The 14,766-nt window shown below is 63.8% G+C and carries 18 protein-coding genes; 13 read left to right on the top strand and 5 right to left on the bottom strand.

Going from position 1 to position 14,766, the window contains the following annotated elements:
* The first annotated feature begins 56 nt into the window (after positions 1-56).
* A complete protein-coding gene (locus QFZ30_RS17790) occupies positions 57-1,097 on the top strand; it encodes a thioesterase domain-containing protein (RefSeq protein ID WP_307078468.1) in 1,041 nt (346 codons plus the stop codon).
* On the opposite strand, the gene QFZ30_RS17785 is transcribed toward QFZ30_RS17790, so the two are convergent.
* Positions 1,094-1,924 carry an HAD-IIA family hydrolase gene (locus QFZ30_RS17785; RefSeq protein ID WP_307078467.1) on the bottom strand — a complete coding sequence of 277 codons (831 nt, stop codon included), beginning with the start codon at positions 1,922-1,924 and terminating at the stop codon, positions 1,094-1,096. The two genes, QFZ30_RS17790 and QFZ30_RS17785, sit on opposite strands and share 4 nt — an antisense overlap.
* A gap of 50 nt (positions 1,925-1,974) precedes the next feature.
* On the opposite strand from QFZ30_RS17785, the gene QFZ30_RS17780 reads away from it, so the two are divergent.
* The 3 genes from QFZ30_RS17780 (at position 1,975) to QFZ30_RS17770 (ending at position 4,220) form a co-directional block, all read left to right on the top strand.
* The gene (locus tag QFZ30_RS17780; RefSeq protein ID WP_307078465.1) at positions 1,975-2,649 is read left to right on the top strand and encodes a TrmH family RNA methyltransferase; all 675 of its coding nucleotides are present in this window, start codon (positions 1,975-1,977) and stop codon (positions 2,647-2,649) included.
* A gap of 127 nt (positions 2,650-2,776) precedes the next feature.
* Entirely contained in the window at positions 2,777-3,796 is a 1,020-nt protein-coding gene (fbaA, locus tag QFZ30_RS17775) for a class II fructose-bisphosphate aldolase (RefSeq protein WP_307078463.1), read from the top strand.
* 1 nt (position 3,797) lies between these two features.
* Positions 3,798-4,220 carry a DUF3151 domain-containing protein gene (locus tag QFZ30_RS17770; protein WP_307078461.1) on the top strand — a complete coding sequence of 141 codons (423 nt, stop codon included), beginning with the start codon at positions 3,798-3,800 and terminating at the stop codon, positions 4,218-4,220.
* 131 nt (positions 4,221-4,351) lie between these two features.
* Here the strand turns inward: QFZ30_RS17770 and QFZ30_RS17765 are convergent, their stop codons facing one another.
* Together QFZ30_RS17765 and QFZ30_RS17760 are read right to left on the bottom strand one after the other, a co-directional pair.
* Positions 4,352-4,984 (bottom strand): uracil-DNA glycosylase, encoded by a 633-nt coding sequence (locus QFZ30_RS17765; protein ID WP_307078460.1) that lies wholly within the window; start codon positions 4,982-4,984, stop codon positions 4,352-4,354.
* A 211-nt stretch (positions 4,985-5,195) separates the two neighbouring features.
* The gene (locus QFZ30_RS17760; RefSeq protein WP_307078458.1) at positions 5,196-6,404 is read right to left on the bottom strand and encodes a cobalamin-independent methionine synthase II family protein; all 1,209 of its coding nucleotides are present in this window, start codon (positions 6,402-6,404) and stop codon (positions 5,196-5,198) included.
* A gap of 382 nt (positions 6,405-6,786) precedes the next feature.
* Here QFZ30_RS17760 and QFZ30_RS17755 point away from each other — a divergent pair, with 382 nt between their 5' ends.
* The 5 genes from QFZ30_RS17755 (at position 6,787) to QFZ30_RS17735 (ending at position 10,812) form a co-directional block, all read left to right on the top strand.
* A complete protein-coding gene (locus QFZ30_RS17755) occupies positions 6,787-8,076 on the top strand; it encodes an adenylosuccinate synthase (protein WP_307078456.1) in 1,290 nt (429 codons plus the stop codon).
* A 266-nt stretch (positions 8,077-8,342) separates the two neighbouring features.
* Positions 8,343-8,678: a YegP family protein gene (locus QFZ30_RS17750; protein ID WP_307078454.1), complete on the top strand. Its 336-nt coding sequence runs from the start codon at positions 8,343-8,345 to the stop codon at positions 8,676-8,678.
* Positions 8,679-9,023: 345 nt separating this feature from the next.
* Positions 9,024-9,575 (top strand): RNA polymerase sigma factor, encoded by a 552-nt coding sequence (locus QFZ30_RS17745; RefSeq protein WP_307078451.1) that lies wholly within the window; start codon positions 9,024-9,026, stop codon positions 9,573-9,575.
* On the top strand, positions 9,572-10,366 hold the full coding sequence (locus tag QFZ30_RS17740; protein ID WP_307078449.1) for a hypothetical protein: 795 nt from the start codon (positions 9,572-9,574) through the stop codon (positions 10,364-10,366). Before QFZ30_RS17745 ends, QFZ30_RS17740 begins: the two co-directional genes overlap by 4 nt.
* 20 nt (positions 10,367-10,386) lie before the next feature.
* Entirely contained in the window at positions 10,387-10,812 is a 426-nt protein-coding gene (locus QFZ30_RS17735; RefSeq protein ID WP_307078447.1) for a CoA-binding protein, read from the top strand.
* Between the two features lie 16 nt (positions 10,813-10,828).
* On the opposite strand, the gene QFZ30_RS17730 is transcribed toward QFZ30_RS17735, so the two are convergent.
* On the bottom strand, positions 10,829-11,857 hold the full coding sequence (locus tag QFZ30_RS17730; protein WP_307078445.1) for an isopenicillin N synthase family dioxygenase: 1,029 nt from the start codon (positions 11,855-11,857) through the stop codon (positions 10,829-10,831).
* Between the two features lie 45 nt (positions 11,858-11,902).
* Here QFZ30_RS17730 and QFZ30_RS17725 point away from each other — a divergent pair, with 45 nt between their 5' ends.
* Genes QFZ30_RS17725 through QFZ30_RS17710 form a run of 4 tightly spaced genes read left to right on the top strand, consistent with a single transcriptional unit; the run spans position 11,903 to position 13,834 of the window.
* Positions 11,903-12,322 carry an MmcQ/YjbR family DNA-binding protein gene (locus QFZ30_RS17725; protein WP_307078443.1) on the top strand — a complete coding sequence of 140 codons (420 nt, stop codon included), beginning with the start codon at positions 11,903-11,905 and terminating at the stop codon, positions 12,320-12,322.
* Complete coding sequence (locus tag QFZ30_RS17720; protein WP_307078441.1) at positions 12,315-12,863, top strand: DUF1990 family protein; 549 nt, start codon at positions 12,315-12,317, stop codon at positions 12,861-12,863. Before QFZ30_RS17725 ends, QFZ30_RS17720 begins: the two co-directional genes overlap by 8 nt.
* 14 nt (positions 12,864-12,877) lie before the next feature.
* On the top strand, positions 12,878-13,501 hold the full coding sequence (locus tag QFZ30_RS17715) for a hypothetical protein (protein ID WP_307078439.1): 624 nt from the start codon (positions 12,878-12,880) through the stop codon (positions 13,499-13,501).
* A 39-nt stretch (positions 13,502-13,540) separates the two neighbouring features.
* Complete coding sequence (locus QFZ30_RS17710; RefSeq protein WP_307078437.1) at positions 13,541-13,834, top strand: DUF503 domain-containing protein; 294 nt, start codon at positions 13,541-13,543, stop codon at positions 13,832-13,834.
* A gap of 29 nt (positions 13,835-13,863) precedes the next feature.
* Here QFZ30_RS17710 and QFZ30_RS17705 read toward each other — a convergent pair whose 3' ends face one another.
* Entirely contained in the window at positions 13,864-14,670 is an 807-nt protein-coding gene (locus QFZ30_RS17705) for a GDSL-type esterase/lipase family protein (RefSeq protein ID WP_307078435.1), read from the bottom strand.
* Positions 14,671-14,766 lie beyond the last annotated feature (96 nt).

Genomic DNA, 14,766 nt, shown 5'->3' with positions numbered 1-14,766 from the left:
AGGGACACCCGCCGCAGGGTTGCGGTGACGGCTTCGCCTGTGGCTACGGTAGAGGTGTGCTGCACAAGGGGACACCAGAGCCACGCGAACAGCCCGGGGCTGCTGAAGCCCGGCTGCTTGCCGAAGCCGCTGCGCTCAAGCGGTTCTCGCGCCGCAGTTTCCTGATAGGAGCAGGCGCGTCATCCCTCCTGGCCGCAGACATGCTCTTCACCCGCCGTGTCCAGTCAGAACGCCTGGTCAACAGAATCCTGACGATGCCCGATGACTTCGCCGACGCCTACTACCCCGAAGCCAGTTGGTTCCTGTTTCCCGGCTACAAGACCAGCTGGGAAGAAGCGCAGTGGATCCTGAACTCCCTCCGCGGTGCCCTGAATAGGCGCGGCCAGCTGGCCGCCGTCGGCTATTCCAACGGGGGGCTGAACATCGACGAACTGGTCATCGCCGTGATCGAGCATGTCCGGGCCAAGAAGCTCACCAAACTGTACTTCTACGGCCACAGCTTTGGCGGCATGGTGGCCACCCAGGTTGCCGCAAGGCTCCGCGACCTCCACGGCGTGGAGGTGGCTTTCATCCTGCTGGATTCCAGCCCCTACAACCGAAACGACGTGCTTGACCAGAGCTGGTTCGACAGCGTGGTCCTTCTTTACGAGAGCGGATTCCGCTTCCCGTCCATGCTTCGCGGCGGATATGAGCTGGGTGAGCGCGTCATCCACAAAGATGAACGGTCGTGGCGCCAGATCCTGGATCAGACGATGGAGCAGTTGTCCCCGATCGCGCCATCCAGCGTGCTGATCCAGTCCGAATCGGCATACATCTACCACTTTGACGGGACGCGGTTTGTGGACAAGCTGGGCGCAGCGAAGATGGCTTTCATCGGCAGCCCCAAGGACCAGACGGTTAACTACGAGTCAGCCCGCAGAAAGTGGGCGGCTGCGTTCAAATCCAACATGGTGTCCACGGACCTCCAGACTGCGGGTGCGCTGCCGGCACACGCCAGCCCGGGATGGAACCCGACGGTCTACCGGCCCATAGTGGAGCGGCTGATGAATGGCTTCTTCCCACTGCCCGGCGGAGGATCCAGGGTCACAGTTTTTTAGATCTGGTTCTTCAGGTCAGCGACGGAATTGAGGATCTGGTTGGGCCGGAACGGGTAGGACCCAATGTCCTCGCGCTGGGTGATTCCAGTCAGGACCAGGACAGTATGCAGGCCGGCTTCCATCCCGGCAATGATGTCTGTGTCCATCCGGTCCCCGATCATGGCCGTGGTTTCGGAGTGTGCATCGATCTGGTTCATCGCGGACCGAAACATCATGGGATTGGGCTTGCCCACAATGTACGGCTCACGGCCGGTGGCCTTGGTGATGAGCGCGGCGATGGCTCCTGTGGCAGGCATGGGGCCGTCCTTGGACGGGCCGGTGGCATCGGGATTGGTGGCGATGAAACGCGCCCCCGCCAGGATCAGCCGGATAGCCATGGTGATGGCCTCGAAGGAATACGTGCGGGTCTCGCCGAGCACCACAAAGTCAGGATCCTGGTCGGTGAGAATGAAGCCCGCCTCGTGCAGCGCCGTCGTCAATCCGGCCTCGCCGATGGTGTACGCGCGGTTACCGGAACCCGAGCCCATCACCTGGTTCTTGAGGAACTGGGCCGTGGCCAGCGCCGAGGTCCAGATGTTCTCCTCAGGGATCTCCAGGCCGGAGGCGCGCAGCCGGGCAGCAAGGTCGCGGGGGGTGAAGATGGAGTTGTTCGTCAGGACCAGGAAGCGCTTGGAGGTGTCCACCCAGCGTTGGATGAGTTCCGCCGCGCCGGGGACAGGCTGGTTTTCGTGGACCAGCACGCCGTCCATGTCCGTCAGCCAGCACTCGATCTCCCGGCCGCTCCGATATACCGCTGACGATTCCCTGACCTGGTCCGCTTTTGCCATGTTTCCTCCGCCGTGATGAATGCTCCAGTTGCCCAGTCTAGTGTTGAGGGGTGACTGACCACCCCCAGAACCCTGCCCTGCCCGTTCCCCCGCCCGAGGAGGAGCCGGAGCCCAAGGCGGAGGTCGGCGTCGGGCCCTGGGAAGGTGAACTGCCGGTGGGGGACCACTGGGACCCGGAACTCCTGGCCGATGGCGACCGCCGCAACGTGGTGGACCAGTACCGCTACTGGAAACACGACGCGATCGTCGCGGACCTTGATTCGAAGCGCCACAATTTCCACATCGCCATCGAAAACTGGCAGCACGACCTCAACATCGGAACCGTGGTGCGCACCGCGAATGCGTTCCTCGCCAAAGAAGTCCACATCATCGGACGACGGCGGTGGAACCGGCGCGGGGCCATGGTCACCGACCGCTACCAGCACGTCCGCCACCATCCCACCGTGGAGGATTTTGTGGCGTGGGCGCAGGGGGAGGGGCTGGCCATCATCGGCATCGACATCTTCCCCGACTCGGTACCGCTGGAAACCTACGAACTCCCCAAGGACTGCGTGCTGGTGTTTGGCCAGGAAGGCCCCGGGCTCACGCCCGAAGTGCACGACGCCGCACTCGCCACGTTATCCATAGAACAATTCGGCAGCACGCGCTCCATCAACGCTGCTTCCGCGGCCGCCATAGCGATGCACGCCTGGGTCCGCCGGCACGTGTTCAACCAGCACGTCTAGGCAAGTGTTACCGCTCCGCGTGACCCGAAACACGGCCTCCGGACAGAAATGGCTAGGATAGTTCCTAGCCGACGAGGTTCGCTCCAGGAATCAGAACCCGCAGACGAAATTCACTTTAGGAGTCAGCATGCCCATTGCAACCCCAGAGATCTACTCCGAGATGATCGACCGCGCAAAGACGGGCGGCTTCGCGTACCCTGCCGTCAACGTCACCTCCTCGCAGACGCTGAACGCGGCCCTGCGCGGTTTTGCCGACGCCGAGTCCGACGGCATCGTCCAGGTTTCCACCGGCGGCGCTGCCTACTGGTCGGGCGCCTCCACCAAGGACATGGTGGCCGGTTCCCTGGGCTTCGCCGCATTCGCCCGCGAAGTTGCCAAGAACTACAACGTCAACATCGCGCTGCACACGGATCACTGCCCCAAGGACAAGCTGGACGGCTTTGTCCTGCCGCTGCTGGACGCTTCCGAGGCTGAGGTCAAGGCCGGACGCAACCCGTTGTTCAATTCGCACATGTGGGATGGTTCCGCCGAGACGCTGCAGGAAAACCTGCGCATCGCCCGTGAGCTGCTGGAGCGCACCGCCGCCGCCAAAATGATCCTCGAAGTAGAGATCGGAACCGTGGGCGGCGAGGAAGACGGCGTCGAAAACGCCATCAACGACAAGCTCTACACCACGGTGGAAGACGCCCTGGCCACGATCGAAGCCCTCGGTGCAGGCGAGAACGGCCGCTACATCACTGCCCTGACTTTCGGCAACGTGCACGGCGTCTACAAGCCGGGCGGCGTGAAGCTGCGCCCGGAGATCCTCAAGGACATCCAGGCTCAGGTCGGTGCCAAGATCGGCAAGGAAAACCCGTTCGATCTGGTCTTCCACGGCGGCTCCGGGTCCTCTGACCAGGAAATCGCCGACGCCGTATCCTACGGAACCATCAAGATGAACATCGACACCGACACCCAGTACGCCTACACGCGTCCCGTGGTGGACCACATGTTCAAGAACTACGACGGCGTGCTGAAGGTTGACGGCGAGGTCGGCAACAAGAAGCTGTACGACCCCCGCGTCTGGGGCGCTTCCGCCGAAGCCGGCCTGGCCGCCCGCGTGGTTGAGGCAGCCAAGCAGCTCGGCTCGCTCGGCAAGACGTTCTAGCATGTCCGACGAGTTCCGCAAGAACCTGATGGGCCCCGAGCCCACACTCCTGCCGGCCGAGACTGAGGTCTACGAGCAGCTGGAGGCCGGCCAGGAAGCACTCGATCTGGTGGAGAAGCACCCCACGTCCTCGCTCCTGTGGGCCGTACTCGCGGAGGAGGCGTGGGCTGAGGGCCGCACCATCGATTCCTACGCCTACTCGCGCGTGGGCTACCACCGCGGGCTGGACTCGCTGCGCCGCAACGGCTGGCGCGGCGTGGGTCCCATCCCGTGGGAGCACGAACCCAACCGTGGCTTCCTGCGGGCCCTTTATTCGCTGGGCCGTGCGTCGGCGGCCATCGGCGAGGCCGACGAGCCGGAACGCATCGAGAAGTTCCTCAACGATTCGGACCCGGCAGCGAAAGCAGCCATCGAAGCCAAATAACTCCATGGGCCCACGCCCGCAGGGTTCCCTGGCCGAGCTTGCGAGGCGAGGGTGCGGGTGGGGAACGACGGCGGGCGGTCACCTTTGAAGAAAAGGTGACCGCCCGCCGTCGAACTTAAGCGGAGCGTTGGTCAGCTGGGCTTCGTCAGGCCTGTCCGGGCCATGGCATCCGCGTAGGCCACGTGCATTTCCTCAAGGTACTGTTCCTGCCGGGCCGGAGTTCCGGCAAACGCGCGACCGCTGAGGGAGCGGACCTTGTAGGTCTTCAGGCCCCGGCGCCAGAGCAGCGGAACCTCGGTCTTCAGCAGCAGGTTGGCCAGGCGGTTGGCCTCGGTACCATGCGCCACGATCACCGATGCGCGCGGGACAACGGCCAGGAACTTGAGCAGGGGCTTGAGCCCGGCAGCGATCTGGTCCGGAGTGAACTTTCCGTTCGGCTCGCCCGGCGTGTGCCAAGGGTGGACATTCCACGGCATCACAAACTCGGGACGCAGGCCCAGCTTCCACTGGACGCCCAGCATACGGGCGGCGGCGTCGTCGTCGCCCGGGGTGATGAATCCTGACTTATCCGCTTCGCCGATGTTTGAATACAGGCTGATGATGCGGCACTCGTCCACGTCGTGCATGGGGTCAACGTAGGGGACTTCGGTGTGCGGCTTGACGCTCTGCAGGGAATCGCACAGCTCGTTGACGGCTGCGACGTTGGGTTCGTAACGGCGGCTGAGGAGCTGCTCGCGGAAAGATTCAGGTGCCAGGGCTGTCATGTAGTGCTATGTCTCCTGCGGGGCTCGGCGGTGCTGCCAATCCGGAAAATGGAGCACCGTGGGCGCGGCAAGTCCGGGATGGTTTGAAATGTGGTGGACCGATTCCTATGCGGTCCTTATCAGTTTAGCAAGCCCCACGAAATGCGGTGCCTGCCTCCTGCCCCGGATGGTTCGGAGGCAGGAGGCAGAGGCACCGCAGGCGGTTCAGTTACTACCAGAGACGCTTGGTGGCGCGACGCGCGCCTTCGCCCAGGGCCTCCAGTTTGGCGACGGCGATCTGCGGATGGACGCGGCCGCCCAGTCCGCAGTCGGTGGAGGCGATGACGCCTTCCCTGCCGACCAATTCTGCAAACCGGACAATCCTGTCAGCCACCAAATCCGGGTGCTCCACTACGTTGGTTGCGTGCGAGACGACGCCGGGGATGATCACCTTGCCCTCGGGCACCTTGGTGTCCTCCCAGACGCGCCACTCGTGCTCGTGCCGGACGTTGGCGGCTTCGAAGGAGTAGCCGCCGGCGTTGACCTGCAAGACGGCTCCGATGATGTCCGCCAGCGGGATGTCAGTGGTGTGCGGTCCGTGCCACGATCCCCAGCAGACGTGCAGGCGGATCTGGTCCTGGGGCAGGTCGCGGAGAGCCCAGTTTGTGGCCTCCACGCGGAGCTGGATGAAGTTGAGGTAGTCCTCGAGGCTGGGCTCGGGGTTGATCTGGTCCCAGCTTTCGGCAAGCGACGGGTCATCGAGTTGGACCGTCAGGCCGGCGTCGATAATCGCCTTGTATTCTTCGCGCATGGCGTCGGCGCAGGCGTAGACCAGTTCTTCATCGGATTTGTAGTAGCTATTGGCCACGCGGGCACACGATCCCGGCGAGAGTGAGGCCACAAAGCCGTCCGTGAGGCCGGCCGCCGCCAGGCCTGTCTTGAGGTTGGCGATATCCGAGGCGACCAGGTCTTGGCCCGTGTACGTCAGCGGTCCGGCAATCCTGGGCTGTGTCACGCTCTTGCGGTGGGCCAGGATGCCGGAGGAGGGATCGTTGTAGGCGTCGTTGAACTTCTGCCTGTCCCGGCGGTCCGGGAAGGATGTCAGCACGATGTTGCCGGGCGAGGAACGGTGTATCTCGGAGTCAGCCCAGCGGTCCACGTTGGTGGGTTCCAGCCCGCCAAGGCGGGAGAAGGAGTAGTTCCACCACGCGCCGTAGTCCACCGAGTTGGACATTGTGTGCCCGTACTCGCCGTCATTGGGGATGTCGATGCCAAGGTCCTTTTGCCGCCGGACCACGTCCACCACTGAGGTTTCCAGGAGGTCCAGGAACTCGGGTGTGATGCCGTCTGTCTCTTTGGCCGCGTTGGCAGCAATGAGCTCGGGCGTCCGGGGCAGGGAACCTGCGTGCGTGACGCGAATGTGGTCTGTGTTCAAGGACATGCTGGAACTTTCTCTCGGCCGCTCCGAATGGTCCCTCTCACTTAATTCCATCCCTGCACGTGGGAGCAAGTCATCCTTGCTATGTGTCGGCGGATGGCGTGTCCTGAGGTCCGCTGTACGACCGGACCAGGAGCGGCTGTCCGCCCATCGGGCCCAACGAGTGGAGGCCCATCGGGCCCAACGAGTGGAGTAAGTCCCCCATCCGCTAAACTTGGGTGGTAAGAGCCCCGAACTCTTGCATGGCTGGCCGCCTCGCGGATCCAGCCACGCTGTTGCCTTCGGGGCATTCTCATGAACGGCGCTGACTTCCGGTGCACCACCTTGGCGAATCAGGCAGGGTGGGCAAGCCGGAACACGGCCCGAACGAATGGGGGAGGATCCCATGCCAGCAATCGTGATCGTAGGAGCCCAGTGGGGCGACGAAGGAAAAGGCAAGGCCACTGACCTTCTGGGCGGCCGTGTTGACTATGTCGTCAAGCCGAACGGCGGCAACAACGCCGGGCACACCGTCGTCGTAGGCGGTGAGAAGTACGAACTCAAGCTCCTTCCGGCAGGCATCCTCAGTCCCAATGCGGTTCCCATCATCGGAAACGGCTGCGTGGTGAACCTCGAGGCCCTGTTTCAGGAAATCGACGGACTCCAGGCCCGCGGCGCGGACACCTCCAAGCTGCGCGTCTCGGCCAATGCCCACCTGGTGGCGCCCTACCACCAGGTCCTGGATAAGGTCACGGAGCGCTTCCTGGGCAGCCGCGCCATCGGCACCACCGGCCGTGGCATCGGCCCGGCCTACATGGACAAGGTGGCCCGCCTCGGCATCCGCGTCCAGGACGTGTTCGACGAATCGATCCTGCGCCAAAAGGTTGAAGGCTCCCTCCGCCAGAAGAACGAACTCCTGGTCAAGGTCTACAACCGCCGCGACATCGAGGTGGACGAGATCGTGGATTACTTCCTCTCATTCGCCGAACGCCTCCGCCCGCTGGTCATCGACAGCACCCTGGTCCTGAACAAGGCGCTGGACGAGGGAAAGGTGGTGCTGATGGAGGGCGGCCAGGCTACCTTCCTGGACGTGGACCACGGCACGTACCCGTTCGTCACGTCCTCCAATCCCACGGCAGGCGGCGCCTCCGTTGGTTCCGGCATCGGGCCCACACGCATTTCGCGCTCCATCGGCATCATCAAGGCCTACACCACGAGAGTCGGCGCCGGCCCGTTTCCCACTGAACTGTTCGACGAAATGGGCATGTACCTGCAGAAAACGGGCGGCGAGTTCGGCGTCAATACCGGCCGGCCGCGCCGGTGCGGCTGGTACGACGCCGTCCTGGCCCGCCACGCATCCCGCGTCAACGGCTTCACGGACTACTTCGTCACCAAGCTGGACGTGCTCACCGGCATCGAGCAGATCCCGGTGTGCGTGGCCTATGACGTCGATGGTGTCCGGCACGACGAAATGCCCATGACGCAGACGGAATTCCACCACGCCAAGCCCATCTTCGAGTACTTCGAGGGATGGACCGAGGACATCACCGGCGCACGTACCCTGGAGGACCTGCCAGAGAATGCCCGCAACTATGTGATGGCCCTGGAAAAGCTCTCCGGCACGCGCTTCTCGGCCATCGGCGTGGGCCCGGACCGCGACCAGACCATTGTGGTCAACGACCTCATCAAGGACTAGGACCACCTGAAATACGACGGCGGCGGGTCACCCGGAAGGGCGGCCCGCCGCCGTCGTTGCATCCTTTTTACGCAGGGTTAACCCGTCCGGTCTTGTGAGCCACACGCGCTGGCGACAGACTCGTTTACACATGTTGAATCAACTACACATGGTGACTCAACGGATCGTTCGACCAGACCCGCGGGAGAAGGACGCAGAGGTGCGTCGAGGCCTGCTCGGTGGTGAAGATGTTGCCGGACAGGAGCCCGCAGACCGGAGGGATTGTTATGGCCGGGATGTTTGAAGTCTTTATGGATGTGGACTCGCATTTCAGATTCCAACTCAAGGCGGCGGACGGAACCGTGATGGCGGTTTCGGCGGCCTACGAGGACAAGTCCGCTGCCGTGGCCGGGATCGCCGCCGTCCGCGAGTGCGCCGGTATGGGGCTGATCACCGACCTTTGCCCAGCCGGCAAACAGGATCTTCCCTCCTCACCTGATCCAGACCCGTTTCCGCAGGCCTGTGATGACCAGCGCATACCGGCTAACAGCCTGCGGGTCTTCGCCCTCCCCAAAGCAATATGCCGGTCCGCAGCCACGGCCCGTTGGACCGGCGCGGCATAAGCGCCGCGTCTCACAGCCCGTCCAAAGCCGCGCAGCCACGGCCAAAAATCCCGTCCAAAAATAAAGTCCAAAAAGTTTGTGCCAGAGCGTAACCCTTGGGGCGTCCGGAGCGATTACCCCTATGAAGCGCCGGGCTGGAACTTGTCCCCCATCACGTTCCAGCCCGGCTCTTTTTATGCCCGGCAGGCCTCGCGGGCTGCAGGGTTTTTGGAGCGGGGACGGATGCCGTTGGTTCGGACAGCCTGGTTACCGTGGGTAAAGTTAGCTGGGCAAGGGCATTCCGCGAAGGCGTAACTGGCCCTAGACTTAGCAAGCAAAGTCCCCCTCACCGAAAGCCCTACGTCCGTGACCGATGCGCTGACAGACGATGTGTTGCGGGCCGGTGCCCGCAATCCAGAGCTCTTCAGCCTCGTGTACCGAACATATGCGTCACAGGTCCTGGGCTATCTCACAGCCCGCGGAGTGGAAGATCCGGAGGCGGTCATGCAGGAAGTGTTCCTCGCCATTCTTCCCAAGCTGGATACCGTCAGCGGCGGAATCCCTGGCCTGCGAACCTTTATCTTTTCGGTGGCGCATGCCCGCTTGGTGGACGATCACAGACGGCAAAGCCGCACCCCTGTGCAGCTGTCCTTTGAGGCGGAAATGGACCAGCGGGAGGACTCCTCCGCCGAGGCAGAGGCCCTGCAGCGTTTCTCGCCGAAGGAAGTCCTGGACCTCCTGCAAGGCCTGCCCGACGAGCAGAGGGAAGTGCTGACACTGCGCCTCATCGGCGGACTCACCGTTGACCAGGTTGCCGCGGTAATGGGAAAGAGCCCCGGCTCCGTCAAACAGCTCCAGCGCCGTGCTTTGACCAAACTCCGTGAGCAGTCCGCAGTAAAGGAATATGTGGCGCCATGACTTTCAACGCCAATTATCTGGGCAAGACCGTGGATGAGATGCTGCTCGACGCTGGCCAGGCGCAGGCCACCGAGCTCCGCGCCGCCCTGCTGTCCTTGGGAACCTTGGCGTGCCTGCCGGTGCCCACCCCCAACGCCCAACTGGCTGCCTTGATGGCTGGCACGCATGAGCTTGGACGACAGCGCTGGCTGCGCAAACACCGGGCCGCCGTTGTTGGCCTGGCTGTCGTTGCAGGCATGGGTTTTGGTGTCACCGGCGTTGCTGCCAGCGCATCAGGCCAGGGCCGGCAGACCAGCATGTCCGTCCAGCACATGTTAGAGGGCTGGGCTCCCTCCTGGACCATCGCGGGGGGTCCATCAGCCAGCACCGCCGGCTTACTGCCGGCCCCCCAACCGACGGCGCAGCATGAGCCCGCGCCCGCCGTTCAGTCCATGCCGGCGCTGCCGGAACAGCCATTGACAGGGGCAGTGCAGGATCAGGCAGCTGCGGAGGCGGGAGTCACGGCCAAAAAGGACGACGGCGGTGCTGCCGCCAAGGATCCGGACAGCGCTGCCGGCACAGCGGCAGAGTCCAGGAAGGCAACCGAGTCCCAGACTGAGGAGGACGCTGTCAAAACGCAGAAAAACGGTGCGGTGGAGCTGGGAAGAGTACAGAATCAGCTGCGCCGGACCCTGGCTGAAAGCGCCGAGAGAACATTGAAGGGCGCCATGACAGTGCCGGCTACCGCAGCCAAGACCAGGGCCGGCAAGGCCGATCCCGGTGCAAGCTGGCTGAAGAAGTTCAGCCGGTAGGCGCAGGCTAGGCTTGGTTTATGGGCCACACCAATGATCCTGCAGTCGTTGAACGCCTCATGCGCACCAAGGGGCGCTGGGCCATCGTGGGCCTGACGTCCAATGAATGGCGGGCGGCCTACGACACCTCGCTGTTCATCAGGGACCAGTTGGGCATGGAGATCATCCCCGTCAACCTGCCTGGGGACGCGGTGCACGGCGAAACCGGCTACCGCGCCCTTGCCGACATTCCGGCGGACAAGCAGCCCCTCGACGTCGTTGACTGCTTCGTGAACTCCCAGAAAGTCGGGGCCGTGGTTGACCAGGCCATCGCCGTCGGCGCCAAAGCGGTGTGGCTGCAGCTCGGCGTGATTGACGAGGCCGCCGCAGAGCGCGCCAAGGCCGCCGGCCTGGACGTGGTGATGAATGTCTGTCCGGCGCAACAGGCCTGGAAGTACAACCTCTAATCAGTGCTCAACAAGTTCAACGCTTCATCAGCTGCGGGTAGTGGCGCTCTGTCACATCCGGATGGGCGCGCATCCTGCCCTTGAGCATGTTGAGCCCAAACGAAGCGAGCATCGGGTTGGACGGGTCGTCGGAGATGCCGCGGGCCTGGGCCTTCAGCTCCGGTGGCAACGGCACCGGCTCAATTACCGCATCGAGACGGGGCGACCAGAAGAACGGCACAGAGTACCGGTCCACTCCGGGGGCAGGTGCCTGGACCCGGTGGATGGTGGCGGCCAGGTAGCCCTCGGTGGCAACCTCCAGCATCTCGCCAAGGTTGACAACCAGCGCGCCAGGAATGGGCTGCACGGACGCCCATTCGTCTGCTCCAGGCGGCAGCACCTCCAGGCCGCCCACCGCGTCCTGCAGGAGGAGGGTCACAAAACCGTAGTCCGCGTGGGAGCCGACACCCTGGTCTCCGGCCGCCTCCACCACACCGCCGACGTAATGGACCAGCTTGCCCATCCAGGCGGGTGTGTCCCGGAACGGTTCGTCAAAGTAGTCCTCCGGCAGTTGGAGGGATACTGCGATGCCGCGGAGCAGCTCGCTCCCCACCCTGGACATCAGCCCTGCCCAGGCCATCGCGGCAGGCTCCAGCTCCGGCAGGGCCTCATCCGGCCACATGTTGTGGCCCTGGAGGAGCCAGTATGGCTGATCCCGGGGATACTCCCGGACCGGTTCACGGTCCGGAGAGTAGTCGATCTGCTCCCGCGCGTCCGCCCTGCCCTGGGTGACTTCGGTGCCCATCCGTGTGTAGCCACGGAAATGGGGTGACAGCCGGTTGTCCAGCTTCATCCGTTCTGCGAGGGGCAGGTCGAAGAAACGCTTGATGGTTGCCAGGAGACCCTCTGCCTGTCCGGGTGAGGCGCCGTAGCCTGTGAGCTGGAAGAAGCCCACCCGGTGGGTGGCATCACGGAGCTGCTCAATAAAATCCGGACTGAAGGTTCCGTCTGGCTGGCGTGCGCTGCTCAGGTCCAGAACAGGTATGGTCCCCCGGTCATGTGCCATGCTCGCAGACTAGCACCGCCCGCGAAGGCTTTGTAGGCTCGCTGCATGGACACAGCTCAACTCAGGAAAATCTGCCTGTCGTTTCCGGGGGCCTTTGAGGATTTCCCGTTCGGACCTGAGACCTCTGTGTTCAAGGTCCGTGCCCACGTGGCCGGCGGTGCCAGGCATGAGGCCAAGATGTTCGCGGCATCCGCCATGGACCCAGACGACTGGTCCGTGAGCCTGAAGTGCGAGCCCGCCCTGGCCGAGCAGCTCCGCGCCGCCAACCCGGAGATCACGGGCGCCTGGCACATGAATAAGACCCACTGGAACGGCGTGCGCCTTGACGGTACCCTGCCGGATGCCATGGTCCGGGACATGGTGGAGGATTCCTACGACCTGGTGGTTGCCAGCCTGAGCCGCAGGCAGCGGGAGCAGCTTGGCTGGGCCGGGCTGTCCGGTTCCCAGGGCGGTTCCGTTGACTAAAAAACGCCTGGCGGCGGGCGAACTGAACTACCCGGGCATCGGTTCCACCGAGCATGGCCAGCCGCCGGAAGGATACCCCCGCCTTGTCTCTCAGACGTACCTCGGTGACGGTCTGGCGGTCTACCGGCGGGTGGCCCGGGGAATCCTCACGTGGGAGCTGCAGCGGCGGTCCGGGCTGCGCATCCGGACCGAGTCCGACGGCGTTCTCTCCGGTGCCCGGGTGGTGAGCGGATTCGGCGTCGGGCCTTTCCGCCTCAATGCCCCGTGTGAGGTGGTGTGGGTGCGCCGGCCGGCTCCGGGCGGAGGTCCGCAGTCAGCCGGCTTCGGCTACGGCACGTTGCCCGGTCACCCAGAGCGCGGCGAGGAGGCGTTCGAGGTGGAGATTGACTCACAAGGGAGGGTGTTTTTGAAGATCACGGCTTTCAGCAGGCACTCCAACTGGTTTTACACGATGGGCGGCGTGCTGGCCCGGACGGCGCAGAGGCACATCACTTCCCGATACATTGAAGGGGCACGCCAACTTGCCGACGGTGAAAGCTGATCAGGAGAACGTACATGCTGGACCAAAAGACCCTTGACCGGTTGTGGGAATTCAAGGATCCGAAGCTGTCCGAGCAACGGTTCCGGGACGCGATGGCAGACCACCAATATGACGCTGACGAAAAGGCGGAACTCGCAACACAGCTGGGGCGGGCCATCGGCCTGCAGGGCCGCTTCGACGAGGCCGATGCCCTGCTGGACTTGATCGACGCGGAGGAACCCACCGTTGGCATCCGTGTCCTGCTGGAGCGGGGGCGGGTCCTGAACTCAAGCGGCCACGCTGCCATGGCCGTGCCCTTGTTCGAGCAGGCGGCCGAGCTCGGCGATCACCTCGGCGAGGAGTTCCTCGCCGTGGACGCGCTGCACATGCTTGCCATCGCCGACTCCGCGCATGCGGAACTCTGGACTCGGAGCGCGCTGGAGTATGCGTCCACCGCTCATGATCCGAGTACCCGGCGCTGGATGGTGGCGCTGCACAACAACCTGGGCTGGGAGCTGCACGGTGCCCGCCGGTTTGCCGAGGCGCTGGTGGAGTTCCAGCTGGCCGAACAATGGGCCGAACGGGCGGGAACACCGGTGCAGCAACAGCATGCGCGTGAGGCCATCCAAGGGTGCGAACAGGCCCTGGCCGCCGGGTGAACAGAGACCCTGGACCATCCCGATGGGTAGCATGAGGACATGTGGATCGGCTGGATCGAATTCGACATCCTGTTAGGCGACGTCCAGAGCCTGAAGGAGAAACGCTCCGTCATCAGGCCGCTGCTCGCCGAGGTAAAGCGCCGCTACGACGTCTCCGTGGCAGAGGTGGGGGACCACGAGCAGTATCGGCGCTCCCAGGTGGGGGCCGGCCTTGTGGCAGCAGACCGGGCGCATGTCGTGGAGGTGCTGACCGCCGTCGAACGTTTTATGGCTGCCCGGCCGGAGTTTGAACTCCTCAGCACGAGGCAGCGGGAACTTCACAGTGAAGACTGACTGCAGCTCTTCGTTCCTCGGGGTGGCTCCTACCAGGCCGCTTCCCAGGTGATCTCCGCCAGCCTGGCCTGACCCTGCAGGCTTGGATGGAAGTAATCGATGGTGCTCACGTCGTCTGTGGTGAACTGATATTCATACACAGCTCCACCGTCGCTACGGCAAGTGCCGGCGTACGCCGCACATGTGTTGGAGAGGATCGCGTTGAAGGCGACTTCCCTCCGCACCACCTGCTGGCGCGCCTCCTCGGTGTTGGACCTGGCAAGCATGGACTGGCACATTTCCGCAGCCGACCAGACGGACTGCGCAGTGGCATTTGTGTGCAGAACAGCCCACAACTGATGGATGTCCGGGATGCTGCTGACAAAGACCTGTGGCCTGGGGCGCATCTGGTCCAAGATAGCCAACGCCTGCTTCAGATTTGCCGCGAAATGGGCCTCGGAAGTCATTGTTTCCACTGACGGGGTGCAAAGGTCGTTGGCTCCCACGAGGATGGTGATGTAGGCCGCCTTCTGACTGGCGGCAAGGGCAGCCTGGGCTGGAAGGTCTGCCACCTTGGCGCCGCTCTGGGAGTCGTTGTGATTCCTTCCAGAGATTCCAGGCTGCAGGCGGAGCAGCCGTTCATAGTGGCTCTTCACGCCGTCGTCCTTGCCATCCCCGGTGGACCAGGATTGGGCAGGGTGGTTGCCTTCCGCGCAGCAGGCATTGGTGGCCTGCGTCATGGAGTCGCCCAGGGCGGCCATGCTGCGGGGGTAGGCAGCTGTTGGTGTTGGTGCCGCAGAGACCAGGATGAAGAACAACACCGCTGGGAAACTCAGGAATCTTGCGACCTTGCCCATAATCAAAATGTTAAAACGAAAATCCGCGGCCGTTCCGGGGCTTCGCATCCCGGCTCAGGGATGCGGAGGTCCGGAACCGCCGCGGATTCGGTGCGG

It is taken from the genome of Arthrobacter pascens, from assembly GCF_030815585.1.
GTDB lineage: Bacteria > Actinomycetota > Actinomycetes > Actinomycetales > Micrococcaceae > Arthrobacter > Arthrobacter pascens_A.
The sequence above is the reverse complement of the archived record's forward strand: the minus strand, read 5'-3'. Positions and strand labels throughout refer to the sequence as shown.

Bases quoted from the DNA above. Each gene is read 5' to 3' on its own strand.
- QFZ30_RS17735 (WP_307078447.1), top strand. From the start codon at position 10,387: ATGGGCCACACCAATGATCCTGCAGTCGTTGAACGCCTCATGCGCACC.
- QFZ30_RS17740 (WP_307078449.1), top strand. From the start codon at position 9,572: ATGACTTTCAACGCCAATTATCTGGGCAAGACCGTGGATGAGATGCTG.
- QFZ30_RS17785 (WP_307078467.1), bottom strand. From the start codon at position 1,924: ATGGCAAAAGCGGACCAGGTCAGGGAATCGTCAGCGGTATATCGGAGC.
- QFZ30_RS17705 (WP_307078435.1), bottom strand. From the start codon at position 14,670: ATGGGCAAGGTCGCAAGATTCCTGAGTTTCCCAGCGGTGTTGTTCTTC.
- QFZ30_RS17750 (WP_307078454.1), top strand. From the start codon at position 8,343: ATGGCCGGGATGTTTGAAGTCTTTATGGATGTGGACTCGCATTTCAGA.
- QFZ30_RS17765 (WP_307078460.1), bottom strand. From the start codon at position 4,984: ATGACAGCCCTGGCACCTGAATCTTTCCGCGAGCAGCTCCTCAGCCGC.
- fbaA (WP_307078463.1), top strand. From the start codon at position 2,777: ATGCCCATTGCAACCCCAGAGATCTACTCCGAGATGATCGACCGCGCA.
- QFZ30_RS17755 (WP_307078456.1), top strand. From the start codon at position 6,787: ATGCCAGCAATCGTGATCGTAGGAGCCCAGTGGGGCGACGAAGGAAAA.
- QFZ30_RS17715 (WP_307078439.1), top strand. From the start codon at position 12,878: ATGCTGGACCAAAAGACCCTTGACCGGTTGTGGGAATTCAAGGATCCG.
- QFZ30_RS17770 (WP_307078461.1), top strand. From the start codon at position 3,798: ATGTCCGACGAGTTCCGCAAGAACCTGATGGGCCCCGAGCCCACACTC.
- QFZ30_RS17760 (WP_307078458.1), bottom strand. From the start codon at position 6,404: ATGTCCTTGAACACAGACCACATTCGCGTCACGCACGCAGGTTCCCTG.
- QFZ30_RS17725 (WP_307078443.1), top strand. From the start codon at position 11,903: ATGGACACAGCTCAACTCAGGAAAATCTGCCTGTCGTTTCCGGGGGCC.
- QFZ30_RS17730 (WP_307078445.1), bottom strand. From the start codon at position 11,857: ATGGCACATGACCGGGGGACCATACCTGTTCTGGACCTGAGCAGCGCA.
- QFZ30_RS17710 (WP_307078437.1), top strand. From the start codon at position 13,541: ATGTGGATCGGCTGGATCGAATTCGACATCCTGTTAGGCGACGTCCAG.